The sequence below is a fragment of the Streptomyces sp. NPDC086777 genome (assembly GCF_040702065.1).
Taxonomy (GTDB): domain Bacteria; phylum Actinomycetota; class Actinomycetes; order Streptomycetales; family Streptomycetaceae; genus Streptomyces.
Genome location: NZ_JBFBJI010000021.1, coordinates 1 through 25,351, shown reverse-complemented (window position 1 = coordinate 25,351; position 25,351 = coordinate 1). Strand labels below are relative to the sequence as shown.

General features: G+C 72.0%; 23 protein-coding genes and 1 pseudogene. 9 read left to right on the top strand and 15 right to left on the bottom strand.

Annotated elements, in window-relative coordinates; all coding sequences use genetic code 11:
• Positions 1-51 precede the first annotated feature (51 nt).
• From AB0472_RS27275 to AB0472_RS27265, 3 genes are all read left to right on the top strand, one after another.
• Positions 52-276, top strand: coding sequence for a hypothetical protein (locus tag AB0472_RS27275; protein ID WP_366359938.1), 225 nt, complete (start codon positions 52-54; stop codon positions 274-276).
• A 13-nt stretch (positions 277-289) separates the two neighbouring features.
• The gene (locus tag AB0472_RS27270; RefSeq protein WP_366359936.1) at positions 290-1,003 is read left to right on the top strand and encodes a CPBP family intramembrane glutamic endopeptidase; all 714 of its coding nucleotides are present in this window, start codon (positions 290-292) and stop codon (positions 1,001-1,003) included.
• Between the two features lie 133 nt (positions 1,004-1,136).
• A complete protein-coding gene (locus tag AB0472_RS27265; RefSeq protein WP_366359934.1) occupies positions 1,137-1,871 on the top strand; it encodes a maleylpyruvate isomerase family mycothiol-dependent enzyme in 735 nt (244 codons plus the stop codon).
• Positions 1,872-1,907: 36 nt separating this feature from the next.
• Here the strand turns inward: AB0472_RS27265 and AB0472_RS27260 are convergent, their stop codons facing one another.
• On the bottom strand, positions 1,908-2,309 hold the full coding sequence (locus tag AB0472_RS27260) for a MarR family transcriptional regulator (protein ID WP_366359932.1): 402 nt from the start codon (positions 2,307-2,309) through the stop codon (positions 1,908-1,910).
• Between the two features lie 86 nt (positions 2,310-2,395).
• Between AB0472_RS27260 and AB0472_RS27255 the strand changes: the two genes are divergently transcribed.
• Positions 2,396-3,871: an MFS transporter gene (locus AB0472_RS27255; RefSeq protein ID WP_366359931.1), complete on the top strand. Its 1,476-nt coding sequence runs from the start codon at positions 2,396-2,398 to the stop codon at positions 3,869-3,871.
• Positions 3,872-4,067: 196 nt separating this feature from the next.
• Here the strand turns inward: AB0472_RS27255 and AB0472_RS27250 are convergent, their stop codons facing one another.
• The 3 genes from AB0472_RS27250 to AB0472_RS27240 form a co-directional block, all read right to left on the bottom strand.
• A complete protein-coding gene (locus AB0472_RS27250; protein ID WP_366359929.1) occupies positions 4,068-4,733 on the bottom strand; it encodes a response regulator transcription factor in 666 nt (221 codons plus the stop codon).
• The gene (locus AB0472_RS27245; RefSeq protein WP_366359927.1) at positions 4,730-6,166 is read right to left on the bottom strand and encodes a sensor histidine kinase; all 1,437 of its coding nucleotides are present in this window, start codon (positions 6,164-6,166) and stop codon (positions 4,730-4,732) included. Before AB0472_RS27245 ends, AB0472_RS27250 begins: the two co-directional genes overlap by 4 nt.
• 131 nt (positions 6,167-6,297) lie before the next feature.
• A complete protein-coding gene (locus AB0472_RS27240; RefSeq protein ID WP_366359925.1) occupies positions 6,298-6,960 on the bottom strand; it encodes a TetR/AcrR family transcriptional regulator in 663 nt (220 codons plus the stop codon).
• 199 nt (positions 6,961-7,159) lie between these two features.
• On the opposite strand from AB0472_RS27240, the gene AB0472_RS27235 reads away from it, so the two are divergent.
• Positions 7,160-8,296 (top strand): medium chain dehydrogenase/reductase family protein, encoded by a 1,137-nt coding sequence (locus AB0472_RS27235; protein ID WP_366359923.1) that lies wholly within the window; start codon positions 7,160-7,162, stop codon positions 8,294-8,296.
• A 136-nt stretch (positions 8,297-8,432) separates the two neighbouring features.
• Here AB0472_RS27235 and AB0472_RS27230 read toward each other — a convergent pair whose 3' ends face one another.
• Together AB0472_RS27230 and AB0472_RS27225 are read right to left on the bottom strand one after the other, a co-directional pair.
• The gene (locus AB0472_RS27230; protein ID WP_366359921.1) at positions 8,433-9,638 is read right to left on the bottom strand and encodes a GDSL-type esterase/lipase family protein; all 1,206 of its coding nucleotides are present in this window, start codon (positions 9,636-9,638) and stop codon (positions 8,433-8,435) included.
• A gap of 49 nt (positions 9,639-9,687) precedes the next feature.
• Positions 9,688-10,260: a WHG domain-containing protein gene (locus tag AB0472_RS27225; RefSeq protein WP_366359919.1), complete on the bottom strand. Its 573-nt coding sequence runs from the start codon at positions 10,258-10,260 to the stop codon at positions 9,688-9,690.
• A gap of 88 nt (positions 10,261-10,348) precedes the next feature.
• On the opposite strand from AB0472_RS27225, the gene AB0472_RS27220 reads away from it, so the two are divergent.
• The gene (locus AB0472_RS27220) at positions 10,349-10,843 is read left to right on the top strand and encodes an FBP domain-containing protein (RefSeq protein WP_366359917.1); all 495 of its coding nucleotides are present in this window, start codon (positions 10,349-10,351) and stop codon (positions 10,841-10,843) included.
• 37 nt (positions 10,844-10,880) lie between these two features.
• On the opposite strand, the pseudogene AB0472_RS27215 reads toward AB0472_RS27220, so the two are convergent.
• A pseudogene (locus AB0472_RS27215) lies at positions 10,881-11,123 on the bottom strand (WHG domain-containing protein); the annotation flags it as partial.
• Positions 11,124-11,312: 189 nt separating this feature from the next.
• Positions 11,313-12,599: a geranylgeranyl reductase family protein gene (locus AB0472_RS27210; protein WP_366359915.1), complete on the bottom strand. Its 1,287-nt coding sequence runs from the start codon at positions 12,597-12,599 to the stop codon at positions 11,313-11,315.
• A gap of 220 nt (positions 12,600-12,819) precedes the next feature.
• Between AB0472_RS27210 and AB0472_RS27205 the strand changes: the two genes are divergently transcribed.
• Positions 12,820-14,175 carry a dipeptidase gene (locus tag AB0472_RS27205; protein WP_366359913.1) on the top strand — a complete coding sequence of 452 codons (1,356 nt, stop codon included), beginning with the start codon at positions 12,820-12,822 and terminating at the stop codon, positions 14,173-14,175.
• A 145-nt stretch (positions 14,176-14,320) separates the two neighbouring features.
• Entirely contained in the window at positions 14,321-15,376 is a 1,056-nt protein-coding gene (locus AB0472_RS27200) for a protein kinase family protein (RefSeq protein ID WP_366359911.1), read from the top strand.
• On the opposite strand, the gene AB0472_RS27195 is transcribed toward AB0472_RS27200, so the two are convergent.
• From AB0472_RS27195 to AB0472_RS27165, 7 genes are all read right to left on the bottom strand, one after another.
• Positions 15,349-16,401, bottom strand: a complete 1,053-nt coding sequence (locus AB0472_RS27195) for an oligopeptide/dipeptide ABC transporter ATP-binding protein (protein WP_366359910.1) — start codon at positions 16,399-16,401, stop codon at positions 15,349-15,351. The two genes, AB0472_RS27200 and AB0472_RS27195, sit on opposite strands and share 28 nt — an antisense overlap.
• The gene (locus AB0472_RS27190) at positions 16,398-17,519 is read right to left on the bottom strand and encodes an ABC transporter ATP-binding protein (protein ID WP_366359908.1); all 1,122 of its coding nucleotides are present in this window, start codon (positions 17,517-17,519) and stop codon (positions 16,398-16,400) included. Before AB0472_RS27190 ends, AB0472_RS27195 begins: the two co-directional genes overlap by 4 nt.
• Positions 17,516-18,436: an ABC transporter permease gene (locus tag AB0472_RS27185; protein ID WP_366359906.1), complete on the bottom strand. Its 921-nt coding sequence runs from the start codon at positions 18,434-18,436 to the stop codon at positions 17,516-17,518. Before AB0472_RS27185 ends, AB0472_RS27190 begins: the two co-directional genes overlap by 4 nt.
• Positions 18,429-19,415, bottom strand: coding sequence for an ABC transporter permease (locus tag AB0472_RS27180; protein ID WP_366359904.1), 987 nt, complete (start codon positions 19,413-19,415; stop codon positions 18,429-18,431). Before AB0472_RS27180 ends, AB0472_RS27185 begins: the two co-directional genes overlap by 8 nt.
• Positions 19,416-19,487: 72 nt before the next feature.
• Positions 19,488-21,305, bottom strand: a complete 1,818-nt coding sequence (locus tag AB0472_RS27175) for an ABC transporter family substrate-binding protein (protein WP_366359902.1) — start codon at positions 21,303-21,305, stop codon at positions 19,488-19,490.
• Positions 21,306-21,561: 256 nt separating this feature from the next.
• Positions 21,562-22,602, bottom strand: coding sequence for an NUDIX domain-containing protein (locus tag AB0472_RS27170; protein WP_366359900.1), 1,041 nt, complete (start codon positions 22,600-22,602; stop codon positions 21,562-21,564).
• Positions 22,603-22,747: 145 nt separating this feature from the next.
• Positions 22,748-22,939 carry a hypothetical protein gene (locus AB0472_RS27165; protein WP_366359898.1) on the bottom strand — a complete coding sequence of 64 codons (192 nt, stop codon included), beginning with the start codon at positions 22,937-22,939 and terminating at the stop codon, positions 22,748-22,750.
• Between the two features lie 268 nt (positions 22,940-23,207).
• Here AB0472_RS27165 and AB0472_RS27160 point away from each other — a divergent pair, with 268 nt between their 5' ends.
• Positions 23,208-25,226 (top strand): NPCBM/NEW2 domain-containing protein, encoded by a 2,019-nt coding sequence (locus AB0472_RS27160; protein ID WP_366359896.1) that lies wholly within the window; start codon positions 23,208-23,210, stop codon positions 25,224-25,226.
• The last annotated feature ends 125 nt before the right edge of the window (positions 25,227-25,351 follow it).

Genomic DNA, 25,351 nt, shown 5'->3' with positions numbered 1-25,351 from the left:
CCGCATCCGGAAGATCGGGAAAAGGTGCGCAGCCGCAGGAGGTGTCCCATCGTGGTGGGCATGGCCCTGGCCCGGACTGCCGAGCACGCCACCGCGCCCGCCGACGGGGTCGCGGCCGCGACGGGCGTGGTCACCGCCCGTGCCATCGATACCGGAAAGCCGCCGCGGAGTGCAGGTACCGGGGTCGTCACCGGCCTCGGCGCCGTGCCGGGCCGGGGTCGTGGCGGCGGGCTCCGCGCGACCCGGTTGCCGCGTCGTGCTCCGGCCGGGTTCTGACACCCCGCCCGCCATGCCGCTCCCTCGGATCCCCCGGCTCCCCACCCGTATCGCCGTGGTGGCGGTGGTGGCCGTGCTGGTGTGCGCGAACCTGCTGGACAACCGCTGGGCCGGGTCCTGGATCCTGCTCACCGCGGTGCTCACCTCGGCCGTCCTGGTGGGTCTGCTGTTCTGGGCCGGGGGTGGCTGGGCGGAGCTGGGACTCGAACGGAACACCCTTGGGGAAGGGGCGCGTTGGGGGGCGACCCTGATCGGGATCGTAGCGGCGGTCTACCTGTGCGCGGCCCTGCTGCCGGTCACCCGCGGGCTGTTCGCGGACCAGCGGACCAACGCGCTGAGCGGTGCCGAGATCGCCTTCAAGGTGCTGGTCGCGGTGCCCGTGGGGACGGTCCTGCTGGAGGAGACCGCCTTCCGCGGGGTGCTGTTCGCGCTGCTGTGCCGTCTGCGCACGGCCACCACGGCCGCCGTTCTCTCCTCCGTGCTCTTCGGGCTCTGGCACATCCTCCCCTCGCTGAACCTCAACAAGGACAAGCCGACGCTGGGTTCGCTCTTCGGGCACTCGGCCGCCGGGGCGGTCCTGGTGGACGTCGGCGCCGTGCTCTTCACGGCCGTGGCGGGCTGCCTGCTGTGCTGGCTGCGCGACCGCAGCGGCTCCCTGCTGGCACCGATGGCCCTGCACTGGGCGGTCAACGCCCTGGGGTACGCGGTGGGGTTCCTGCTGCGCTGAGCGCTGCGCCGGAAGTACCGCGGTGTGCCTTCCGCCGGCCGCGGTGCCGTCGTGACCGGTCGCGCGGTTCCTCCCCGGCCTTCGGCCGGGGTACCGGCGGCAGGGGCCGCCGAGCATCCGGCAGACTCGCGGCATGGAGACTGCTGAGTTTCTCGAGATCCTCGACCGGGAGGGCCGCCTGCTGGCCACGGCCGCCGACGAGGCGGGGCTCGACGCCCCGGTGCCCGCCTGCCCGGAGTGGCAGGTGCGCGACCTGCTGCGGCACACGGGCACCATCCACCGGTGGGCCGCCGGTGTCGTCGCCGACGCCGAGACCTCGCCGCGCCCGATCCCCGTGCCCCCGGACATCGACGGCGCGGAACTGACGGACTGGTACCGGGACGGCCACCGCCGGCTCGTCGGCACCCTGGGCGCCGCACCGCGGGACGTGACGTGCTGGACCTTCCACCCGGCCCCCGTCTCCTCACCGCTGGCGTTCTGGCTCCGCCGGCAGGCCCACGAGACGACCGTCCACCGGTACGACGCCGAGGCGGCGCGGGGCGGCCCGGCCTCGCCGGTCGGCACCGGCTTCGCGGTCGACGGCATCGACGAACTGCTGCGCGGCTTCCACGCCCGCACGCGCAGCCGGGTGCGCAGCGAGCGGCCGCGGGTGCTGGGGGTGCGCGCGGTGGACACGGACGCGGCCTGGACCGTACGGCTGTCGGAGCGGCCGCCCGTCGCGGAACCCGGCGCGTCCCATGACGCGGTGGCCGAACTCGCCGGTCCCGCCGATCAGTTGTACCTGGCCCTGTGGAACCGGGTGCCGGTGCCGAAGGTGATCGGCGACCCGGACCTGGCCGACCTGTGGGTCACGAACTCAGGGATCTGACCGGCCCCCGACCGCGAGCGGCCGGGCCCGGCGGGCTCAGGCCGCCCCGGCGGCCAGCATTCGGGTGAGCACCGCGCGCTGCACCGGCAGTACCTCGCCGTGCAGCGCGCGCCCCTTGCCGGTGAGCGCCACCCGCACGCCCCGCCGGTCCTCCGGGCACATGGCCCGCTCGACCAGGCCGTCCTTCTCCAGGCGGGCGATCAGCCGGGACAGCGCGCTCTGGCTCAGGTGCACCCGCTCGGCGATCTCCTGCACCCGGAAGCTGCAGACGCCGTCCGCCGCCGGGCCGTCGGAGAGCAGGTCGAGCACCTCGAAGTCACTGCCGCACAGGCCGTGTCCGTGCAGGGCACGGTCCAGCTCGCACTGGGTGCGGGCGTGCAGGGACAGGATGTCCCGCCATTGCTCCACGAGTGCCTGTTCAGGCTTCGTCGCCGCCATCCGGGCACCGTAGCAGAGAACCGGGATTGTTGCATCGTAATTAAATGCATTTGCATTCGATGCATGTGCATGTAGTGTCTGGGTCCATGACCTCTCCGCTCACCGTCCCCGCTGCCGAGGGACGCTGGACCCCCCGGCTCTGGGGCACCCTCCTGGTGCTCTGCGCCGCCATGTTCCTGGACGCGCTGGACGTGTCGATGGTCGGCGTCGCCCTGCCGTCGATCGGCTCCGACCTGCACCTGTCCACCTCGACGCTGCAATGGATCGTCAGCGGCTACATCCTCGGATACGGCGGCCTGCTGCTGCTCGGCGGCCGCACCGCGGACCTGCTCGGCCGACGCCAGGTGTTCCTCGTGGCCCTCGGCATCTTCGCGCTCGCCTCGCTGCTCGGCGGCCTCGTCGACTCGGGCCCGCTGCTGATCGCCAGCCGCTTCATCAAGGGCCTGAGCGCGGCGTTCACCGCGCCGGCCGGCCTCTCGATCATCACGACGACGTTCCCGGAGGGCCCGCTGCGCAACCGCGCCCTCTCCATCTACACCACCTGCGCGGCCACCGGCTTCTCCATGGGCCTGGTGCTGTCGGGCCTGCTCACCGAGGCCAGCTGGCGCTTCACCATGCTGCTGCCCGCGCCGATCGCCCTGATCGCGCTCCTCGTCGGCCTCAAGCTGCTGCCGCGCAGCTCCCGCGAACGCGACCACAACGGCTACGACATCCCCGGCGCGATCCTCGGCACCGCCTCCATGCTGCTCCTGGTGTTCACCGTCGTGGAGGCCCCGCAGGTGGGCTGGGCGACGGCCCGCACCCTGCTCTCCTTCCTCGCGGTCGCCGTCCTGCTGACCGTCTTCGTCCAGGTCGAACGCCGTTCCCCCGGACCGCTCGTCCGCCTCGGCGTGCTGCGCTCGGGCAACCAGGTCCGCGCCCAGCTCGGCGCAATCGCCTTCTTCGGCTCGTACGTCGGCTTCCAGTTCCTGACCACCCTCTACATGCAGTCCCTGCTCGGCTGGTCCGCCCTGCACACCGCGCTGGCCTTCCTGCCGGCGGGCGCGCTGGTGGCGGTGTCGTCGACCAAGGTCGGCGCGATCGTGGACCGTTTCGGCACCCCGCGGCTGATCGTGGCGGGCTTCGCCTTCATGGTCGTCGGATACGCCCTGTTCCTCCGCGTCGACCTGAGCCCGGCCTACGCCGCGGCGATCCTGCCGTCGATGCTCCTGATCGGCGCGGCCTGCGCCCTGGTCTTCCCCTCCCTCAACATCCAGGCCACCAACGGTGTCGACGACCACGAGCAGGGCATGGTCTCCGGGCTCCTCAACACCTCGGTACAGGTGGGCGGCGCCATCTTCCTGGCGATCGTCACGGCCGTGGTCACCGCGGGCGCGCCCGCCCACGCGACGCCGCAGGCGGTGCTCGACAGCTACCGACCCGGCTTCCTGGTGGTCGCGGTCGTGGCCCTCGCCGGGCTGCTGATCACCCTCACGGGCCTGCGCACCCGGCGCCCGCAGCAGACCGTCGTGATCGCCAAGTCCACCTCCCTGGAGGCGGAGCGCGTGCCCGCACGTGACTGAACGAGGACGCGTGCGAACGAGTGCCCGGCGGGGGCCGGTCGCCCCCCCGCCGGGCACACGCCTGTGCAGCCGACGGGACGACGCCGCACGGCAGGACCGCGCGGCCGGGCCGGACGGGACGCGATCACCGCCGAGCTCGGACCGCCGACGCCGAACTCGGACCCGTCGGCGTACCGGCCCGTTCCCAGCGCCCCGATCAGCCCAGCCAGCCCGGCCGTACCAGCCCCGACTCGTAGGCCAGAACGACCAGTTGGGCGCGGTCGCGGGCGCCCAGCTTGACCATCGTGCGGCTCACGTGCGTCTTGGCGGTGAGGGGGCTGACGACCAGGCGCCGGGCGATCTCCTCGTTGGACAGGCCGATACCCACCAGGGCCATCACCTCCCGCTCCCGCTCGGTGAGCCGGGCGAGGACGTCGGGGGCGGCCGGCTCCTTGGAACGGGCCGCGAACTCCGCGATCAGCCGCCGCGTCACCCCCGGCGACAGCAGCGCGTCGCCGGCCACCACCGCCCTGACCGCGCGCACCAGTTCGTCCGGCTCGGTGTCCTTGACCAGGAAGCCGGAGGCGCCCGACCGGATCGCCTCGAAGACGTACTCGTCGAGCTCGAACGTCGTCAGCATGACCACCCTGACGTCCGCCAGCTCCGGTTCGCCGGTGACCCGGCGGGTCGCCGCCAGGCCGTCCAGACGCGGCATGCGGATGTCCATCAGAACCACGTCGGGGCGCAGTTCACGCACCTCGCGCAGCGCCTCCTCGCCGTCCGCCGCCTCACCGACCACCTCGATGTCCGGCTGCGCGTCGAGCAACGCCCGGAAACCGGCCCGCACCAGCGACTGGTCGTCGGCGAGCAGTACCCGGATCATCGGCCCTCCCTGTCGTCCCTGTCGCCCCTGTCGCCCCTGTCGTCCTTGTCCTCCCTGCCGTTTCGGTCACTCAAAGGCAGTACGGCGAGCACCCTGAAGCCCCCGTCGGCGCGCGGCCCCGCCTCGATCGTGCCACCCAGGGCAGCCGCCCGCTCCCGCATCCCGGCCAGCCCGTTCCCGCTGCCGCCCGCGTCCGCACCGGTCGCGGGACCGTCGTCGTCGATCCGCAACCGCAGCTCACCGTCACCGCGTTCGAGCCGCACGCGCGCGTGCCGCGACCCCGAGTGCCGTACGACATTGGTGAGGGCCTCCTGCACGATGCGGAAGGCAGCCAGGTCGGCGCCGGGCGCCAGGCGCGGCGGCCGGCCCGTCACGTCCACGGTGAGTCCGGCGCTCGCCGCCTGTTCCACCAGTTCCGGCAGCCGCCCGAGACCGGGCGCGGGCGTCCGCGGCACGTCTCCCGGCGCGCGCAGGGTGTCGAGCACCTGGCGCACCTCGCCGAGGGCCTCCTTGCTGGCCGCCTTGATGGTGGTGAGTGCCGACCTGGCCTGCTCGGGATCGGAGTCGAGGAGCGCGAGTCCCATGCCGGCCTGGACGTTGATGACCGAGATGCTGTGCGCCAGGACGTCGTGCAGCTCCCGGGCGATGCGCAGCCGTTCCTCGTCCGCCCGCCGCCGGGCCGCCTGGGCGCGGTCGGCCCGCTCCCGCGCCCACTGCTCACGCCGCAGCCGGACCAGCTCGGCCAGCGAGACGATGATCAGCACCCAGGTGGCGATGATCATCTCCTGGCCGAGGTCGGCAGCCCTGTCGCCCGGCGGTGGCAGCCACCGGTACAGCCAGAGCGAGACCAGCAGATGCCCGGCCCACAGCATCCCGAGCGCCGCCCAGGCGGCCCGTCGGTGCCCGGCGACGACGGCACTGAAGCAGGCCACGGCGACGGTCGCGAAGACCGGTCCGTACGGGTAGCCGGCGGCGAGGTAGGCCAGGGCGAGCGCGGCCGTGCCGAACGCCACGGTCACCGGCTGCCGGTGCCGCCACAGCAGCAGGGCACAGGTGGCGAGGAGCAGCAGGCGGGCGTAGGCGTCGAGGTGCTCGCGGTGGGGCTGGGTGTGGGCGGCGAAGTTCGAGCCCACCAGCACGAGGACGGTGAGGGGGAGGGTGGAGCGCCAGGGCAGGCGGGGGCGACGGATCCCCGTGCCGGGGCCTGAGCCGGGGTCGCTGCCGGAGCGGGTGCCGGTGACCGGGCCCGCGCGCGTGCCCGTGTCGGAGCGCTTGCCCGTGTCGGAGCCGGTGCCAGTGTCGGAGCCGGTGCCAGTGTCGGAGCCGGTGCCAGTGTCGGAGCCGGTGGTGGTGGCTTCCGGGTGGTTCCACCACGGGGGCCCGGAGTGCCACCACTGGGCGGGGCCGCGCTCCCGTGCCCGCTGCTCGTCCATGACCGCCACGCTAGACGCCGCCGCCGCGCGCGAGCGTCAGCCCGGCGAGGTGATCACGCGTACTCCCCCGGTAGTAGGTGGTGGCGGTCCGTCGGGCCAGGTCGGCGGGCCGGGGGCGCGGCGACAGGGTGTCAGCGAACCGCTGTCAGTTCGGCCACCTCGGCGTCGAACAGCCGGTCCGGGTCGAAGCCCATGCCGTTGAAGTGACCGGCGAGTTCGAGGGAGAGCACCCCGTGCATCCGGGTCCAGAAGGCCAGCGCCCGGCGCAGCACGCCCGGCGGCGCGGGGTGGCCGCCGGCCCATTCGCGGTGCTGGGACAGGTGCGCGGTGAACCCGGCGGAGGCCGGCGGGGGCGCCGCGGGCTCGGCCGCCGCACAGACGTCGAGCAGCGCCGCCATGATCTCCCGGGCGATGCCGGTGACGTCGTCGGGCGCCTGGTAGCCGGGGACCGGCGTGCCGTAGACGAGGAAGTACCGCTGGGGATCGTCGAGTGCCCAGCGGCGCAGGGCGTGGGCGAGGCCGCCGATGTCGGCTCCGGACCCGGCGGCGGCCCCGAAGGTGTCGGCCAGGCTGCGGTAGGCGTCTCGGATCAGCTCGGTGATCAGCGCGTCGCGGCTGCCGAAGTAGCGGTAGAGGGCGGGACCGGTCATGCCCACTTCCCTGGCGATCGCGTTGAGGGACAGGCCTGACGCGCCTGACCTGGCGATCTGCTCCCAGGCGCGCGCCTTGATGTCGGCTCGCACCTGGCTCCGGTACCGCTCGCGGGGGCTCATCGCGTCCGGGTCCGCCGCCATGGCCGTCACGCTCCTCTCACACGTTCCTGTTGCAAGTTATCACTTTCGAGAGTGGCTCTAACCGCCGCGCGCCACCACCCAGTGACGCCTTGACACTTCGGCAAGTAGGGGTCATGTTTGTTATAGCGTCTAACGCAAGCGATAAGGCATCTCGCTTGCGAGTCCATCTATACACCGTCTGCACGCGGAGGCCGTCGTCATGGGAATCGCAGAGACCGCAGGAACCGCAGGAACCGCAGGAAGCACCGGAAGTGTCGAAAGTGCCGGCACCGGAAGCAGCCGGCTCGTCGAGGTCGTCCTGCCCGGCGTCGTGGAGCCGGAGGGCCTCCGCATCGAGCGCCGGGAGATCCCGGCCCCCGCCGCCGGCCAGATCGTCGTCCGCATGGAGGCGACCGGCGTCTCCTTCGCCGAGCAGCAGATGCGCCGCGGCCGGTACTACGACCAGCCGCCCTTCCCCTTCGTTCCCGGTTACGACCTGGTCGGCACCGTGCAGACGGCCGGGGCGGGCGTCGCGCCGGATCTCGTCGGCAAGCGGGTGGCGTCGCTGGTGAAGGTCGGCGGCTGGGCCAGTCACGTCGTGCTCGACGCGGCCGACGCCGTGCCGGTGCCCGCCGGCGTCGGGGCCGCGGAGGCGGAGACCCTGGTCGTCAACGGGATCACGGCCTGGCAGATGCTGCACCGCAAGGCGAGGGTGCGCGCCGGTGGCACGATCCTGGTGCACGGCGCCAACGGCGGCGTCGGCACGGTGCTCGTCCAGCTCGCCAGGGCGGCCGGCCTTCAGGTCATCGGCACGGCCTCCGCCCGTCATCACGCCGCGCTGCGGGAGCTGGGCGTCACGCCGGTCGACTACCGCACCGAGGACGTGCCCACCCGGGTCCGGGAACTGGCCCCCGGCGGCGTCGACGCCGTCTTCGACCACCTCGGCGGCCGCAGCGTCGTCGACTCCTGGCGGCTCCTCGCCCCGGGCGGCACGCTCGTCGCCTACGGCAGCGCCACCACCAAGGACGACTCCGGCTCCAAGCAGCTCCCGGTGCTGAAGATCCTCGGCCGGGTCTGGCTGTGGAACGTGCTGCCCAACGGCCGGCACGCCTGCTTCTTCAACGTCTGGGAGGGCCGCGCCCTCGGCAAGGACCGCTTCCGGGCCCGGCTGCGCGCCGACCTCACCCAGGTGTTCGAGGCCTTCCGGCGTGGCGAGGTCACCGCGCGCATCGCCGCCCGGCTGCCGCTGACCCGGGCCGCCGAGGCCCTGCGGCTCGCCGAGTCGGGGACCGTCGCGGGCAAGGTGGTACTGGTCCCGGACACCGGCGACGCGACATCGACCGACTCGTCCCGATGAGGACCAGGACCGCAGGCCCGGCGACCGCCGATCCCGCGGCCGCCCGCCCAGCGCCCCCGCGATCAACGGCCGACGGCTCGGCGGCCGACGGCTCGGCGGACCCGCCTCAGCGCCTCGGCGATCAGCGGCCGCCGGCTCAGCGGCCGCCCGCCCGGCGGTCGCCGTCGCTCCCCGCGAACGCACCGCCGTCCGCGAAGGCCAGCCCGGCGAAGCGTTCGCCGATCCGGCGGTGGGTGGCGGCGTCCGGGTGGAGCCCGTCGGGCAGCGGGAGTTCGGCGGCGTCGGCCTCGCCGTAGAGGGCACGGCCGTCGAGGTAGTGCAGGTGCGGGTCCTCGGCCGCACGCTGGGCGACGATCCGGGACAGCTCGTCGCGGACGATGTTCAGGGTGAGCTTGCCGCTCGCGCGCTCGGCGGGGTCGCCGGTGGCGACGAAGGTGAGCCGGCCGGCGCCGAAGGCGCTCAGGTCCATGGCGGTGGGGCCCGGCGTGTCCTCGTGCATGGGGCACAGGATCGGCGAGACGACCAGTAGCGGGGTGGTGGGGTGCCCCTCCCGGACGGTGTCGAGGAAGCCGTGCACGGCGGGGCCGAAGGCGCGCAGCCGCATCAGGTCCGCGTTGACGACGTTGATGCCGAGCTTGAGGCTGATCAGGTCGGCGGGAGTGTCCCGGACGGCGCGGGCGGTGAACGGGTCGAGCAGGGCGCTGCCGCCCAGCCCCAGGTTGACCAGTTCCACTCCGGCGCGCGCGGCCGCGAGCACCGGCCAGATGGCGGTGGGGCTCGCGGCGTCGGAGCCGTGGCTGATCGAGCTGCCGTGGTGCAGCCAGACCCTTCGGCCGTGGCCGGGCGCGGCGGCGAGCGGGGCGTCGGTGCGCAGTGCGACCAGTTCGGTGGTCTCGTTGTGCGGCAACCAGATCTCGACGGTCTTCTCGTGCCCGGGCAGCCCGGGGAACCGCAGGGTGCCGGGCGGTCCGGGCCGCAGTTCCGTGGTTCCGGCGCTCATGTCGACGACCTGGACCGTGCCGCCGGGGATGCTGCCCTGACCGGCCAGGATGCCGTCGACGAGCAGGTCGTAGACGCCGTCCGGACGGGGCGGCGCGCCGACGTAGAGCCGCTTGGTGGGGAGGGCGTCCAGTTCCACGGCGGTGGCGCGGGTGCGGAACACCAGTCGTACGCCCGAGGGCTGCGACTCGACCATGGCGAGCTGCGGGTCGTCGCACTGGGCGCGGGCCCGGGCCGGGAGCCGGTGCGGCAGGACACCGTGTTCCATGCGCTCCAGATCGAGTGCGCCGCGCAGGAGGTCGGCGGTGATCGGCGTGGTGATCCAGCGGGGGTCGGTGTTCATCGCCTCTGCGTTCCGTCTCACGTTCCGTACGAGGGGGGGCAGGTCGGGGTCAGGTGGGGGTGGGCCAGTTGCGCAGCAGTGTGTCGAGTGCGTCGAGGACGCGGGTCCAGGACTGCTGGCTGTCGGGGGCGCTGTGGCTGAAGCCGCCGCTCAGTTCCAGGTCGACGTAGCCGTGGAAGACACTGCCGATCATCCGGACCGCGTGGGTCTCCTCCGGCTCCGCCAGGTCGTAGCCGCGCAGGATCGCCCTGGTCATCTGGGCGTGCCGGACACCGGCACTGGCCGCCGCGGTCTCCGGGTCGAGGCGCAGCCGCGCCGCCGTGTAGCGGCCCGGATGGTCGCGGGCGTAGTCGCGGAAGACGTCGGCGAACGCGACGAGGGCGTCCTTGCCGGCCCGGCCGGCCAGCGCGTCGGCGGCCCGGTCGGCGAGTTCCTCCAGCGCCAGCAGCGCGATCCTCGTCTTCAGGTCCTGGGAGCTCTTGACGTGCGAGTACAGGCTGGCGACCTTCACGTCGAACCGTCTGGCCAGGGCCGAGACGGTCACCTGGTCGAAGCCGGCCTCGTCGGCCAGCTCGGCTCCGGCCCGGACCAGCCGCTCCGTGCTCAGTCCCGCTCGCGCCACGCCCGCTCCTCATCCTTCATCTCTCGCCTGCTGCCGTGAAACGATTATGCATTTGCCTAAAAGCTTTAGGCAAATTAGCGTGCGTCACATGCGACAGCTGACCGAGCAAGAGATCCGTGCCGCCTTCGTGAACTGCACCAAGGGCGCGGCGAAGCGCCTGAACATCCCGCACGACCTGGCCGAACGGCCGTGGGCCGACCTGGACTACTTCGGCTGGCGCGACCCCCAGGCACCCGACCGCGCCTACCTGGTGACCGAACTGGACGACGGTCACCCGCGGGCGGTGGCGCTGCGCTGCCCGAGCCCGGCCTCCTGGCAGACCCGGCGCAGCATGTGCTCGATCTGCCTGACCACGCACACCGGAGGCGTCTCCCTGATGGTCGCCGCCAAGGCGGGCAAGGCCGGGCAGCAGGGCAACTCCGTGGGCGCCTACCTCTGCAGCGACCTGGCCTGTTCGCTGTACGTGCGGGGGAAGCGGGACGCGGGCGTGGGCGGCCGGATGCCGGAGTCGCTCACGCTGGAGGAGAAGGTACGGCGGACGGTCGGGAACCTCGCCGCGTTCCTGGCGAAGGTGACCGGCTGACCGGAGCGACCCGAGTGACCGGAGCGACCGGGCACCGTCAGGGGAAGACCAGCCCGACGCCGTGGGCGAGTTGGGCGGCCGCATGCCGGAAGAACCGCTCCCGGTCCTCGACGATCCCCTGGAACTGGCCGAACAGCTCGAACCCGACCAGGCCGAACAGCTGGGTACACGCCGCGGCCATGGCGACCGCCATCTCCGGCGGCGGGCCGGGCACCAGTTCGTCGGCCATCCGGCGGGCTTCCGGCGCGAGCTCGGCGGGCACGGGGGTGCGGGCCAGGCCGCCTACCTGGAGAGGTGGGGCTGGGAGGTCAAGCAGTTACTTCCCCGGGGTAACGGCCGGGTCCGGCGACGACGAGCTCCTCGCCGCCGGCGCCGATCACCCCGTCTTCCGCATCCCCGGTCACGAGATGACGGCATCCCCGTTCACGAGATGACGGCATCCCCGTTCACGAGATGACGGCATCCCCGTTCACGAGATGACGGCTTCCTCGTCGGCCGCGCCCTCCTCCGCCGGCGCGTTCTCCTTCGCCGCCGGCTCCGGGCCGAAGGCGGTGAGGGCGCGCTGGGCGAGCGGGTGGGAGCGGATGAGCTCGCCGAGGGAGGTGCGGCCCTGGGTGATCTCCTTGAACGCCCGCCAGGCGGGACGGAACCCGGTCAGCGCCGCGTGGAACAGGCCGGGGCGGCGCTCGAACACCGCGAGCATCCGCTTGCCGACGCTCATCTCGACGCCGAGGCCCGCCTTGACGGCGAAGGCGTAGTTGAGCGCCTGGCGGCGGGTGTCGACGGCGTCGTGGGCCTCGGCGATCCGTACCGCCCACTCCCCCGCGAGCCGCCCCGAGCGCAGCGCGAAGGAGATGCCCTCGCGGGTCCACGGTTCGAGCAGGCCCGCCGCGTCGCCGCAGACCAGCACCCGGCCCCGGGACAGCGGGGAGTCGTCGGCGCGGCAGCGGGTCAGGTGGCCGGAGGAGATGCTCGGCTCGAAGCCGGCCAGGCCGAGCCGGGCGACGAAGTCCTCCAGGTACCGCTTGGTGGCGGCGCCTTCGCCACGGGCCGAGATGACGCCCACGGTCAGCGTGTCGCCCTTGGGGAAGACCCAGCCGTAACTGCCTGGCATCGGGCCCCAGTCGATGAGGACCCGGCCCTTCCAGTCCTCGGCGACCGTCTCGGGCACCGGGATCTCCGCTTCCAGGCCGAGGTCGACCTGGTCGACCTTCACCCCGACGTGGGCGCCTATGCGGCTGGCGCTGCCGTCGGCGCCGACCACCGCGCGGGCCAGCAGGGTCTCGCCGCCCTGGAGCACGACCGCGACCGTCCGCCGGTCCGGGACCGCCGAGCCGTGCTGCTCGACGCGCTGCACGGCCGCGCCGGTGCGCAGCTCGGCACCCGCCTTCTGGGCGTGCTCGACCAGCTGCTGATCGAACTCGGGCCGGTTGATGAGCCCGAACATCATCTGCTTGGAGCGGCGGGTGCGGGTGAACCGTCCGTTGTTGGAGAAGGTGACCGCGTGCACCCGGTCCTTGAGGGGCAGCTCGAAGCCCGGCGGCAGCGCGTCCCGCGAGGGGCCGATGATGCCGCCGCCGCAGGTCTTGTAGCGGGGCAGCTCGGCCTTCTCCAGCAACAGCACGCGCCGTCCGGCGACCGCCGCCGCGTAGGCGGCCGAGGCCCCCGCGGGTCCCGCGCCCACCACGACGACGTCCCACACCCGCTGCGCGTCGTCCGCCTGCACGTCGTCCGCCGAAGAATTCTCGCCGCTCACGATGGTCCGCTGCTCCGATCAAGCCGTAGAAGCCATATCAAGCCGTAGAGGCCGTATCAAGCCGTAAGGGCCCTGTAAAGCCGTGGGTCAGGATCCGTCGGCCCGTGGGCCGACACCTGTGACCTGTCCCCCCGCATCCTACGGCGGAGATCGCCGTAGGCCGCTGTGGGAGGATCGGTCCACTCACCAGTTCAACGTCGCACCCACGAGGAGCGTGCCCATGTCGTCCAATCCGGTCGCCGAGACCGTCGCCGCCCTGCTGCCCAGGGCCAAGGCGGAGCTCGCCGAGCTGGTGGCCTTCAAGTCGGTGGCGGACTTCGCCCAGTTCCCGAAGAGCGAGAGCGAGGGCGCCGCGAACTGGCTGGCCGACGCGCTGCGCGCCGAGGACTTCACGGACGTCGCCGTACTGGACACCCCGGACGGCACGCAGTCGGTGTACGGCTACCTGCCAGGCCCCGAGGGTGCCAAAACGGTCCTGCTGTACGCGCACTACGACGTGCAGCCGCCGCTGGACGAGGCCGCCTGGACCACCCCGCCCTTCGAGCTGACCGAGCGGGACGGCCGCTGGTACGGGCGCGGTGCCGCCGACTGCAAGGGCGGCGTGATCATGCACCTGCTGGCGCTGCGCGCACTGAAGGCGAACGGCGGCGTCCCTGTCAACATCAAGGTGATCGCCGAGGGCTCGGAGGAGATGGGCACCGGCGGCCTGGAGCGGTACGCCGAGCAGCACCCCGGGCTGCTGACGGCGGACGCGATCGTCATCGGCGACACGGGCAACTTCCGGGTCGGGCTGCCCACGGTGACCACGACGCTGCGGGGCATGACCATGGTCCGCATCCAGATCGACACGCTCCGGGGCAATCTGCACTCCGGTCAGTTCGGCGGTGCCGCCCCCGACGCCCTGGCCGCGCTGATCCGCGTCCTCGACTCGCTGCGCGCCGAGGACGGTTCCACGACGGTCGACGGGCTCGTCCCGGAGTCGCGGTGGGAGGGTCTGGCGTACGACGAGGAGCAGTTCCGCGAGGACGCCAAGGTGCTGGACGGTGTCGGGCTGATCGGTGACGGTTCGGTCGCGGACCGCGTCTGGGCGCGTCCGGCGGTCACGGTGCTGGGCATCGACTGCCCGCCGGTGGTCGGCGCCACCCCGTCGGTGCAGGCAGGCGCCCGCGCCCTGGTCAGCCTCCGGGTGCCGCCGGGCGTGGACGCGGCCGAGGCCGGCAAGCTGCTGCAGGCCCACCTGGAGGCGCACACGCCGTGGGGCGCCCGGGTGCGGACCGAGGTGGTCGGCCACGGCCAGCCGTTCCGCGCGGACACCACCAGCCCGGCCTACCGGGCGATGGCGGACGCGATGGCGGTCGCCTACCCGGACGAGACGATGCAGTACGCCGGCCAGGGTGGCTCCATCCCGCTGTGCAACACCCTCGCGGGCCTCTACCCGCAGGCCGAGATCCTGCTGATCGGCCTGAGCGAGCCCGAGGCGCAGATCCACGCAGTCAACGAGAGCGTGTCGCCCGAGGAACTGGAGCGGCTGTCGGTGGCGGAGGCGCTGTTCCTGCGGAACTACGCGGCGGGCTGACACACCCGGGGCGGCGGGCATCCTTGGTCCGCCGCCCTCCGGCTGGGACAGGGACGTCGTCGGACCGCTCCCCGGCTCGGCACGGTCGCCACGGTCGCTGCGGGATTCCCCGGACAGCACGGCCCGCCGCGGTGACCATGGGGGGATGACCGACACCGCGCGGCGCGTCGCCGCCCACACCGGTATCGCGACCAGCCTGGCCCTGCTGGGCGATGCGGAACTGGCCGAGCTGGTCGCGGCCGGCGCACCGCTCGGGGCCGGGATCGGCGGCAGAGCGGTGCGGCTCACGGTGGACGGCAGGCCGGTGTTCGTGAAGCGGATCCCCCTGACCGACCGGGAACGCGAACCGCGGCACGCCCGCTCCACCGAGAACCTCTTCGGCCTGCCGTCGTACTGCCATTACGGCATCGGGGCGATCGGCGCCCCGGGGTTCGGGGCCTGGCGGGAGCTGGCCGTGCACGAGGTGACGACGGACTGGGTGCTGGCGGGCCGGTTCCCCGGTTTCCCGCTGCTGCACCACTGGCGGGTGCTGCCCGAGCCGCCCGCCCCGCTGCCCGGCGAACTCGCCGACGTCGAGGGGGCGGTGGCGTACTGGGGCGGCTCCGCGGGCGTACGGGAGCGCATCGAGGCGCTGCGGGACGCCTCCGCGAGCCTCACCCTGTTCCTGGAGCACCTCCCGCACACCCTGCACGACTGGCTGGACGCCGAACTGCGCACCGACCGCGCGGACTCGGCCTGTGTCTTCGCGGCCCAGGGGCTGGAGGAACTCACCGCGTTCCTCTCGGGCAGCCGTCTCCTGCACCTCGACGCCCACTTCCGCAACATCCTCACCGACGGCAGCCGGCTGTACCTCACGGACTTCGGGCTCTCCCTCGGCTCAGGCTTCCGGCTGGACCCGGACGAGGCGGGCTTCTTCCGGCGGCACCGGCACTACGACCGCGCGTACGCGGCCTACTGTCTGGTGTTCTGGCTGGTCACCGCCCTGTACGGGTACCGGGGCGAGGAACGCGCGGAGTTCGTGCGGGCCTGTGCCGGCGGGACGCGGCCCGAGGGCGTCCCACGGGCCGCCGCCGAGCTCCTTGTCCGGCACGCCCCGCTCGCCGCCGGCATGGAGGTCTTCTGCCGACGGCTGGAGCGGGAGAGCCGGCTGACGCCGTTCCCGTACCCGGACGGTCACAGCAGTTGCACGCTCTCCGCGTAGTGGCAGGCGACCGGGTTGCCGCCGCCCCGGTCGACCAGGTCGGGCACCTGCTCGACGCAGGCGGTGCGCTCGCTGTCGGTGAGCTGGTTCGCGAACTTGGGGCAGCGGGTGCGGAAGCGGCAGCCGCTGGGCGGGCGGACCGGGCTCGGGACGTCGCCCTGGACCGTGATCCGTCTCCGGGCGCGTTCCTTGCGCGGGTCGGGCAGCGGGATCGCCGAGACCAGGGCCTGGGTGTAGGGGTGGGCGGGCCGGGCGAAGAGCTGCCGGGCGGGGGCGATCTCCACCAGGCGGCCCAGGTACATCACCGCCACCCGGCCGGCGACGTGCCGCATCACGGAGAGGTCGTGCGCCACGAACAGGAAGGACAGGCCCAGTTCGCCCTGCAGGTCCATCAGCAGGTTGAGGACGCCCGCCTGGATCGACACGTCGAGGGCGGAGACCGGCTCGTCGAGGACGATCACCTTGGGGCGCAGCGCCAGCGCCCGTGCGATGCCGATGCGTTGGCGCTGGCCACCGGAGAACTCGTGTGCGAACCGGTTGCCGTGCTCGGGGTTGAGGCCGACCAGGCGCAGCAGTTCGCGTACCTCGTCGGCGCCGCCGGCTCCGTAGCGGCCGTGGATGCGCAGGGGCTCGGCGACGATCTCGTGGACGGAGATCCTGGGGTCCAGGGAGGCGTACGGGTCCTGGAAGACGATCTGCAACTCCCGGCGCAGCGGCTGCATCTGACGTCTGCTCAGGTCGGTCAGCAGCCGGCCGCGGTAGTGGACGGTGCCGGAGGTGGCCGCCTCCAGGTTGAGCAGGGTCCGGGAGACGGTCGTCTTGCCGGAGCCGGACTCGCCGACCAGCCCGAGCGTCTCGTTCTCGTGCAGGTCGAAGGAGACCCCGCAGACGGCGTGCACGTCGCCGACCCGGCGCCGGACCACGCCCCGCGACATGACCGGGAAGTGTTTGACCAGGTCGCGGACCTGGAGGACGGGGTCGCCGGTGCCGCCGTGACCGGGCAGCGAGGGCAGCGGATCGGTCATCGGGCATCGTCCTCCAGGTCCGCGAACCGGGCCAGGGCCTCGGTGTCGGCGCCGACGGCGTCGAAGACCTCGCCGGCCGCCGCGTCCACGAGTTCGTCGGCGAAGTGGCAGGCGCTGCGGTGGCCGTCGGATCCGACCGGGCGCAGGGCGGGTTCGGTGCTGTCGCAGGTTTCCCGGCGCATCGGGCAGCGGGGCGCGAAGGGGCAGCCCGGGGGCAGGTTGAGCAGCGAGGGCGGGGAGCCGGTGATGGGGGTCAGGCGGTCCTCCTCGCGGTCGAGGCGGGGCAGGGAGCCGAGCAGGCCCAGGGTGTAGGGCATGCGCGGGGTGTAGAAGATCTCCTCGACGGAGCCGGTCTCCACGATCCGCCCGGCGTACATGACGGCGACGCGGTCGGTGTGTCCCGCGACCACGCCCAGGTCGTGGGTGATCAGGACGAGCGCGGCGCCGGTCTCGGCGCGGGCGGCCTCCAGCGCCTCCAGGATCTGCGCCTGCACGGTGACGTCGAGGGCGGTGGTGGGCTCGTCGGCGATGATCACGTCGGGGTCGTTGGCGATCGCGATGGCGATGACGACCCGCTGCCGCATGCCGCCGGAGAGTTCGTGCGGGTAGCTGTCGACGCGCCGTTCGGGGCTCGGGATCCCGACCGTGCCGAGGAGTTCGACGGCGCGGGCCCGGGCCGGGCGTCTGCCGAGCCGCGGGTTGTGCCGCAGCAGGGTCTCGGCGATCTGGTAGCCGACCGTGTAGACGGGGTTGAGGGAGGTCATCGGGTCCTGGAAGACCATGGCGATACCGCTGCCGCGTACGTCCGAGAGCCGGGCGTCGGACATCCCGAGCAGCTCCGCGCCCTCGAACCGGACCGAGCCGCGCACCCGGGCCGAGCCGGGCAGCAGCCCCATCACGGCGAGCGCGGTCACGGACTTGCCGGAGCCGGACTCGCCGACGATGCCCAGCGCCTCGCCGCGCTCCAGCCGGTAGCCGACGCCGCGCACCGCGCGTACGGCACCGTCCTCGGTCGGGAACTCCACGCTCAGGTCCTCGACTTCGAGCACCGCGCCGGACTCCTCGCCCTTCCCCACGACCCTGTCGATGCCGCCCTTGCCGTTGCCGGTGTCGGTCACTGTCGCACCCTTTGCTGCCGGGGGTCGAAGGCGTCACGCAGTCCGTCGCCGATGAAGTTGATGGTGAGGGCGATGGCGATGATGAAGGCGCCGGGGATGTAGAAGAGCCAGGGCCGGGTGTCGACCGCGGTCTGTGCCTGGGCGACCAGCAGTCCGAGGGAGGTGTCCGGCGGCTGGACGCCGAACCCGAGGAAGGACAGGGCGGTCTCGGTGAGGATGCCGGTGGCGACCAGGATCGTGGCGTTCACGATGATCGGGCCGAGCGCGTTGGGCAGCAGGTGCCGGAAGATGATCCGGGGGTCGGAGGCGCCGAGCGCCCGGGCGGCCTCCACGAACTCCTTCTCGCGCAGCGACAGTACGGTCGAGCGCACCACCCTCGACACGTACGCCCAGGTCAGCCCTGCGATCACCACGGCGATCCAGTACCAGGAGCCGCCGCTGCGGGAGGAGATGACCAGCGCGATCGCGAACAGCGGGAGCGTCAGCACGAGGTCGGCGACACGCATCATCAGCGCGTCGACGAATCCGCGGTAGAAGCCGGCGACGGCTCCCCACACGGCTCCGACCAGGGTGGAGCCGAGGGCGATGAGGATGGCGATCTTCAGTGAGGTCTGGGTGCCGCGCATCACCTGGGCGTAGGCGTCGTACCCCGAGGAGTCGGTGCCGAACGGGTGCTTCCAGGACGGCGGCTGGGAGTTGTCCGGCGTGAACTTGGCGTACGAGTAGTGCCAGAAGTGCGGGCCGATGAACGCCCACAGCACGATCAGCACGAAGACGACCAGGCTGATCATCGCGGCCCGGTGGCGCAGGAAGCGGCGCAGGACCAGCTGCGTCTGGGAGCGCTGCACGACGGTGAACTCGTGGTCGTCGCCCGGCGCCCGGGTGCCGGCCGGCCCGACTGCTCCGACGTCAGTCATAGCGGATCCTCGGGTCGAGTACGGCGTAGAGCAGGTCGGCGAACAGGTTGAAGACGATGACGACGACCGCGGACAGCAGCAGCCAGGCCATGGTCCGGTAGACGTCGAGGGTGGTGGCGGCCTGGACGAGCATCTCGCCCATGCCGTGCCACTGGAAGATCGTCTCGGTGATGACCGCGCCGCCGAGGATGATCGCGACGTCGAGGGCGGTGACGGTGGCGAGCGGGATCAGCGCGGTGCGCAGGGCGTGCCGGGTGAGCACCCGGCCGCGGCGCAGCCCCTTGGCACGGGCGAGCCGCACGTAGTCGCTGTCCAGGACTTCGAGCATGGCGGCGCGGGTGTAGCGGGTCCAGGACGCGAAGGAGACCAGGGCCAGGGTGATGGTGGGCAGGACGAGGTGGCCGACGCGGTCGGTGAACTCGTTCCAGGTGGTGTCGACGTCCAGGTACGGGGACTTCTCGCCGATGGTGCCGAGGAACTGGCTGCCGGTCTCCTGGTTGAACCAGATCCCGGCCTGCTTGAGCAGGACCGCGAACCAGAACACGGGCATGGCGAGGAAGAGGAAACCGAGGAAGGTGATGGTGTAGTCGGCGACGCTGTACTGGCGGATCGCGCTGAACACGCCGAAGACGATGGCCATCACGAGGGCGAGCAGCATGGCGGCGGCGACCAGGGTGACGGTGACCCGGAAGCGGGTGAACAGGTCGTGGCCGATGTCCAGGTTGGACTGGACGGACGGCCCCCAGTCGCCGTGCAGGACGCCGGTGATCCAGTTCCAGTAGCGTTCCGCGACCGGTTCGTCGGCGTGGATGTGCCGGGCGAAGGCGGTCACGGCGGCCTTGCTGGGCGGCGGCTGCCGGGAGGTGGCGAAGTTGGCCACCGGGTCCCCGGAGTTGACGACGACCAGGAAGACGATGAACGTCGAGACGATGAGGACGGGTATGGAGACGAGGATGCGGCGCACGGTGTAGGCGAGCATGCGATCTTCTCTCGCGGAGGCCCGGCCCCGGGGTCGCCAGGGCCGGGATGCGGATCCGAGTGGTCGCTGGGGCTACTTCTTGAGGCCCCATTCACCGACGTTGTACGGCGGTCCGACGTTGGTGGAGTTGTTGCGCATGTTCACGAACCGGGTCTGTACCGCGAGGAAAGTGGGTTTCTGGTAGAGCGGCAGCACGTAGGCGTCGTTGACCATGATCTGGTCGGCCTGGTTGAGCAGGGCGGCGGCCTTGGTCTGGTCGGTCTCGCCGATGGCGGTGCTGATCAGGGAGTCCACCTGCTTGTTGCTGTAGCCGCCGTAGTTGCCGCCTGCTCCGGTCGTCCACAGCTGCTGGGCGCCGCTGATCGCGAACGGTGAGGCGACCCAGGCGAAGACGATGATGTCGTACTGGTGGCCGGCCAGGACCGTGCCGAGGTCGGCGGCGCCGATCGGCTTGATCGTGACCTTGATCCCGAGGCCGGCGAGGTCGCTCTGGAGGATCTGGCACTCGCTCTGCCGGATCTGGTTGCCCGTGGTGTAGCGGCAGTCGAAGGGCCCGACCGCCTTGCCGTCCGGGGTCTTGAGGGCGGTGCCGACTCCGGTGAACTTGGCGTCGGTGAGGTACTTCTTGGACTTGGTGAGGTCACCCGAGCCCTGGCCGCTGGCGCTGACCACGTCCTTGTAACCGGCTGTTCCGGGGACGAAGTTGTGGTTGTAGAGCTGCTTCACGCCGGGGTCGAACTGGGCGACCGTCTTGGCCATGATGTCCTTGACGCTGATCGCCGTGAACATCGCCTGCCTGAGGGCCAGGTACTTGCCGATCACCGGGTTGTGCAGGTTGAGATCGAAGTGCTCCCAGGTCAGCCCGCTGCCGATGGTGTAGGTGACGTTGGGGATGGCCTTGACCTGGTTGACGAGGTCGACCTCGGGCTGCGGGTAGATGCCCTGGACCTCGTTGTTGCGCAGCGCGATCGGCTCCTGGGTGGCGTCCGAGATCACCTTGAAGATCAGCCGCTGCAGGGTGGCCTTCCGACCCGTCCACTTCGGGTCGGGCTCGTAGGTGGCGTGGTCGTTGTCGACCCACTCGGTCATCCTGTACGGTCCCGCGGTCGCGTACTTGGTGGGCGGGTTCTTCTGGAAGTACTGCCAGCCCTGGGTCATCTGGGCGGCCGTCATGTGGGCCGCGTCGCCCGCCTTGGCGCCGGCGACCTTCTCGGCGACGTGCGCCGGGTAGAACGGGTAGCCCGCACCGAACAGGGACTTCCAGTCGGCGTAGGGCCTGGCCATCACGACGGTGACGGTCTTGCCGTTGTCGGAACCGGTCACCGACTTGATCCGGTCGTAGCCGGCGGTGCTCTCCGGCAGGCAGCCCTTGGTCTGGGTGGAGTCGCTGGCCGGCGGTGGCGGGCAGTCCTTGCCGTCGTTGGTGCGCCAGTAGTAGACGAAGTCGTCGGCGGTGATCGGGGTGCCGTCGTTCCAGGACGCGTTGGGGTTGATCTTGTAGACGAGGGTCTGCGGGGAGGCGCTCGTCTGGGTCGCCGAGGCCACCAGGTCGGTGTTGAGCTTGACGCCGAAGTCCGGCTGCGGGACGTAGACCTGGGGCAGCACGGGGCTCAGCGCCTCGGCGTTCTCGAAGGTGTTGCCGTTGGTGTCCTGCACGTTCCACTGCTGGACGTTCTTCTCGATGACGTAGGTGAACGTGCCGCCTGCCTTGGTGGTGCCGGCGTTGCAGGTGTCCGCCTTGCCCTGGGTGGCGCAGGACGTGAGACCGGCGGAGGTGCTCTTGCCGCCGCTGCCCCCGCCGCCTCCCCCGCTGCTGCAGGCGGCGAGCGCCAGGACGAGCCCGGCGGTCAGTGCGAGGCCCCTCGTGAGGGCCGAAGAGTGCGCGCGCATGTCCCTCCTTCAGCCGGTCGTTGCCCGGCCTGTGCACGGCGGCCAGCGGCCGCGAGGAAGTTGAGCTGCGCACCGACGGTAGAACGTCTGTGTACCTCCTTCACGTTCTTGTTCATACCGGGACGGCGACAATTCACCCTCGTTTCCCCCTAGGAACCTTCCGCCCCGCGCAAAGTCCCCCAGACACGGCCCCGGAATGCCAAGGTCCCGCCAACATCATTGATGTGACGGGGACTTGACGGACTTTCAGGAATCGTCAACCGACCGGGACCCCGGCCTCCAGATAGAGCGCGGCACCGCGCTCGCGGGCCCGCAGCGCCCAGCGCAGCCGCTCGTAACGCACCGGCGGCAGCAGGTCGGCGGCCTCCTGCTCGGTGACGAACCGCCAGTCCCGCAGCTCCGGCCCCGGCAGCACCAGCCGCCGCGCCTCGGCGGAGTCGAGCCGGCCGCCGTCGAAGAGCAGGCGCAGGCCGCCGTAGCGGGGCGGCGCGGGCTGCTCCCAGTCGACGACCAGCAGCCCCGGCAGTTCCTCCAGCCGTATCCCGGTCTCCTCCTCGACCTCCCGCACGCCCGCCCGGGCGGGGGCCTCACCAGGCTCGACGACGCCGCCGGGGAACTCCCAGCCGGCCTTGTAGGTGGGGTCCACCAGGAGGACGCGGTCGTGCTCGTCGAAGAGGAGGACGCCTGCGGCGACGGTCTCGGCGGTGGGTTCGGGGGTTTGCACGATGTCACATACCGCGGCTTCGCCACTGCCCACGGCCGCCGCGACCCGCACCGCCGTCTCGTACGGGCTGAGCGCGCTGGTGTCGACGAGATGGGCGTCGGCACTGATCCAGGAGGCGAGGGCGGCGCGGTAGGGCTCGATCCGGTCGTACGACCACTGGCGGATCCGCATCTCCCCGTCGGGCAGGCCGGGCGGGATCTCGCGGCCGGCTATTCGCTCGCGCAGGATCGTTTCCGCCGGCGTGAGGCACAGGTGCCGGACCGCGATCCGGCGGGCGGCGAGGCCGCCGAAGATCTCGTCGCGGTACTCCTGACGCAGCAGTGTCATGGGTACCACCAGGGTTCCGCCCAGCTCCGCGAGCAGCGCGGCCGCGGTGTCGATCACCAGCCGGCGCCAGATCGGCAGATCCTGGAAGTCGCCGGCCTCGGCGAGATGCTTGGCCGGCAGCAGGTCCGTCAGCGCCCCGCCGATGAGCTCGGGGTCGAAGAGCGTGCTGTTCGGGATCAGTTCGATCAGTTCACGTGCGGTGGTGGTCTTACCCGCACCGAACGCGCCGTTGACCCAGACGATCACGGACTCCCCCTCTTCTGTTGGCCCCCTGTGGCTTGCCCGCTCCACACTGCCACGGAAACCAGTTCCCGTTGAGGGCGCGCAGACGACGGTGCCGGTGTCCGCTGCCCGGAACACCGGCACTGTCGTCCGCTCGGGCTCCGCCGGGCTATTCCTGACCCAGGAAGTCCGGGTCGGTCTGGAAGCTGTCCTCCCCGACGACGTGGCCGACGTGCTCCACGACGTCCGACACGTACAGGTCGCCGAGCGGGCCTTCGTCGGCCGCGTGGGACGGGGTGATGGCGGCCACGACGAATCCGGTGGCCAGGCTGGCGATGGCGAGCATGCTGCGCTTCTTCATGCCCGTTTCAACTGCGCCGACGGCCGGGGGTCACGGGCGTACCCGCGAGGGGAGCAACGCGGTACGCCCCGGCGGGACCCCGGTGGCCGACCGGTTGGACATCGGACCACCCCTCTCGCGCGGGTCCGGACCAAGCCTGCTCCCGACGAAACATCGAACCATCACCACCGCTCTCTTTCCAACACAGTCAGACGGGTTCTAACGTAAACACACAGAGCGATGACACGTACATGCCGTCATCGCACCATGCGCGAGTCGGAGGAACGTAATGACGCGTCACCCTCACACCCGCACGACCCGCCGAAGAGTGATCGGAGCACTGGCCGCGGCCCTGCTGTGCACGGCCGGCCTCGCCGCACCCGCCGTCGCCGAACCGAAGCCGGTGTCCCCCGCCCCGGCCGACGGCCTCGCGCCGACCCCGCCGATGGGCTTCAACAACTGGAACTCCACGCACTGCGGTGCGGACTTCGACGAGGCCATGGTCAAGGGCATCGCCGACCTCTTCGTGGCGAAGGGCCTCAAGGACGCCGGCTACCGGTACGTCAACCTCGACGACTGCTGGGCCCTGCCCGACCGGGACGCGGACGGCAAGCTCGTCCCGGATCCGGCCCGGTTCCCGAACGGGATCAAGGCCGTCGCCGACTACGTGCACGCCAAGGGCCTCAAGCTCGGCATCTACACCAGCGCCGGCACCAAAACCTGCAACGACGCGGGCTTCCCCGGCGCCCTGGGGCACGAGTACAGCGACGCACAGCAGTTCGCCGACTGGGGCGTCGACTACCTCAAGTACGACAACTGCAACAACCAGGGCGTGGACGCCAGGCAGCGGTACACCACCATGCGCGACGCGCTCCGGGCGACCGGCCGCCCCATCGTCCTCAGCATCTGCGAATGGGGCGAGAACAAGCCCTGGGAGTGGGCCGCCGACGTCGGCCAGCTGTGGCGGACCACCGGGGACATCAGCGACAGCTGGGGCTCGATGGTGTCGATCCTGAAGCAGAACCTGCCGCTCGCCCCGTACGCGGGCCCCGGGCACTGGAACGACCCCGACATGCTGGAGGTCGGCAACGGCGGGATGACCGACACCGAGTACCGCTCGCACTTCTCGATGTGGTCGGTCATGGCCGCCCCGCTGCTCATCGGCACCGACCTGCGCAAAGCGTCCGCGGCGACCTTCGACATCCTGGACAACAAGGAGGTCATCGCCGTCGACCAGGACCCGCTGGGCAAGCAGGGCACGGTGGTCTCCGCGGAGGACGGGAGCTGGGTGGTCGCCAAGGAGATGAGCGACGGCAGTCGCGCGGTGGCCCTGTTCAACGAGAACGGCTCACCCCGGCGCATCGCGACCTCGGCGACGGCCGTCGGCCTGCCGAAGGCCCCCGCCTACACCCTGCGCGATCTGTGGCAGCACCGGAGCTACAACACCGCGGGCACCGTCTCCGCGCTGGTCCCGGCGCACGGCACGGTCCTGGTGCGGGTCGCCGCCGACCGGCGCTGGGCCGCCAACCCGCCGGCCGTCGAACTCGGCCTGGACGGCAGCCCGTTCACCGAGCCGGGCAGCACGTCCGCACTCACCACGTCGGTCACCGACCTCGGCCGTACCACGGCCGGGAAGGTGTCGGTGTCCCTCACCGGCCCCGCGGGCTGGAGCGTCCGGGCGGCCTCGCCGACGAAGGCCCGCGCACTGACGACCGGCCGCGCCCTGCGCACCGGTTGGAGGGTGAGCGCGCCCGCGGGGACACCGCGGGGGGCGTACGACCTCACCCTGAAGGCGAGTTACCGGTCGCCGGCCGGAGTGCGGGCCGAGAGCACGGCGACACTCACGCTGACCGTCGCGGACCCACCGCCGGCCGGAAGCTCCTACCTCAGCGACCTGCCCTGGCTGTCGACCAGCAACGGCTGGGGGCCGGTGGAGCGCGACACGAGCAACGGGGAGACCGCCGCGGGCGACGGACATCCGATCACCGTCGGCGGGGTGGTGTACGCCAAGGGGCTCGGCACCCATGCGCAGAGCGAGGTCGACTACTACGCCGGGAAGGCGTGCGAGAAGGTCACCGCGGAGGTCGGGGTGGACGACGAGGAAGCCGCCAACGGCACCGTCTCCTTCGAGGTCTGGGCGGACGGCACGAAGGTCGCCTCGACCGGCGTGCTCACCACCGACATGGCCGCCCAGCCGCTCAGCGCGGACGTGACCGGCGCCGAGGTGGTCCGTCTCGTCGTCACCGACGGCGGCGACGGCATCACCTCCGACCACGGGGACTGGGCGGACGCGCGGATCACCTGCTGAGTCCCCGCGCGTCCGCCCCCCCGCCCGGGGGGGGCGGGGCCGCGGGGGGGGGGGGCGGGCCCCCAGGGGCCGGCCGCGCCCGCCCCCCCCCGCCCCCCCAACCCCCCGCCCCCCCCCCCCCCCCC

Coding starts and splice junctions, on each gene's coding strand:
- AB0472_RS27270 (WP_366359936.1), top strand. CDS start 290: ATGCCGCTCCCTCGGATCCCCCGGCTCCCCACCCGTATCGCCGTGGTG.
- AB0472_RS27265 (WP_366359934.1), top strand. CDS start 1,137: ATGGAGACTGCTGAGTTTCTCGAGATCCTCGACCGGGAGGGCCGCCTG.
- AB0472_RS27260 (WP_366359932.1), bottom strand. CDS start 2,309: ATGGCGGCGACGAAGCCTGAACAGGCACTCGTGGAGCAATGGCGGGAC.
- AB0472_RS27255 (WP_366359931.1), top strand. CDS start 2,396: ATGACCTCTCCGCTCACCGTCCCCGCTGCCGAGGGACGCTGGACCCCC.
- AB0472_RS27250 (WP_366359929.1), bottom strand. CDS start 4,733: ATGATCCGGGTACTGCTCGCCGACGACCAGTCGCTGGTGCGGGCCGGT.
- AB0472_RS27245 (WP_366359927.1), bottom strand. CDS start 6,166: ATGGACGAGCAGCGGGCACGGGAGCGCGGCCCCGCCCAGTGGTGGCAC.
- AB0472_RS27240 (WP_366359925.1), bottom strand. CDS start 6,960: ATGGCGGCGGACCCGGACGCGATGAGCCCCCGCGAGCGGTACCGGAGC.
- AB0472_RS27235 (WP_366359923.1), top strand. CDS start 7,160: ATGGGAATCGCAGAGACCGCAGGAACCGCAGGAACCGCAGGAAGCACC.
- AB0472_RS27230 (WP_366359921.1), bottom strand. CDS start 9,638: ATGAACACCGACCCCCGCTGGATCACCACGCCGATCACCGCCGACCTC.
- AB0472_RS27220 (WP_366359917.1), top strand. CDS start 10,349: ATGCGACAGCTGACCGAGCAAGAGATCCGTGCCGCCTTCGTGAACTGC.
- AB0472_RS27205 (WP_366359913.1), top strand. CDS start 12,820: ATGTCGTCCAATCCGGTCGCCGAGACCGTCGCCGCCCTGCTGCCCAGG.
- AB0472_RS27200 (WP_366359911.1), top strand. CDS start 14,321: ATGACCGACACCGCGCGGCGCGTCGCCGCCCACACCGGTATCGCGACC.
- AB0472_RS27195 (WP_366359910.1), bottom strand. CDS start 16,401: ATGACCGATCCGCTGCCCTCGCTGCCCGGTCACGGCGGCACCGGCGAC.
- AB0472_RS27185 (WP_366359906.1), bottom strand. CDS start 18,436: ATGACTGACGTCGGAGCAGTCGGGCCGGCCGGCACCCGGGCGCCGGGC.
- AB0472_RS27180 (WP_366359904.1), bottom strand. CDS start 19,415: ATGCTCGCCTACACCGTGCGCCGCATCCTCGTCTCCATACCCGTCCTC.
- AB0472_RS27175 (WP_366359902.1), bottom strand. CDS start 21,305: ATGCGCGCGCACTCTTCGGCCCTCACGAGGGGCCTCGCACTGACCGCC.
- AB0472_RS27165 (WP_366359898.1), bottom strand. CDS start 22,939: ATGAAGAAGCGCAGCATGCTCGCCATCGCCAGCCTGGCCACCGGATTC.
- AB0472_RS27160 (WP_366359896.1), top strand. CDS start 23,208: ATGACGCGTCACCCTCACACCCGCACGACCCGCCGAAGAGTGATCGGA.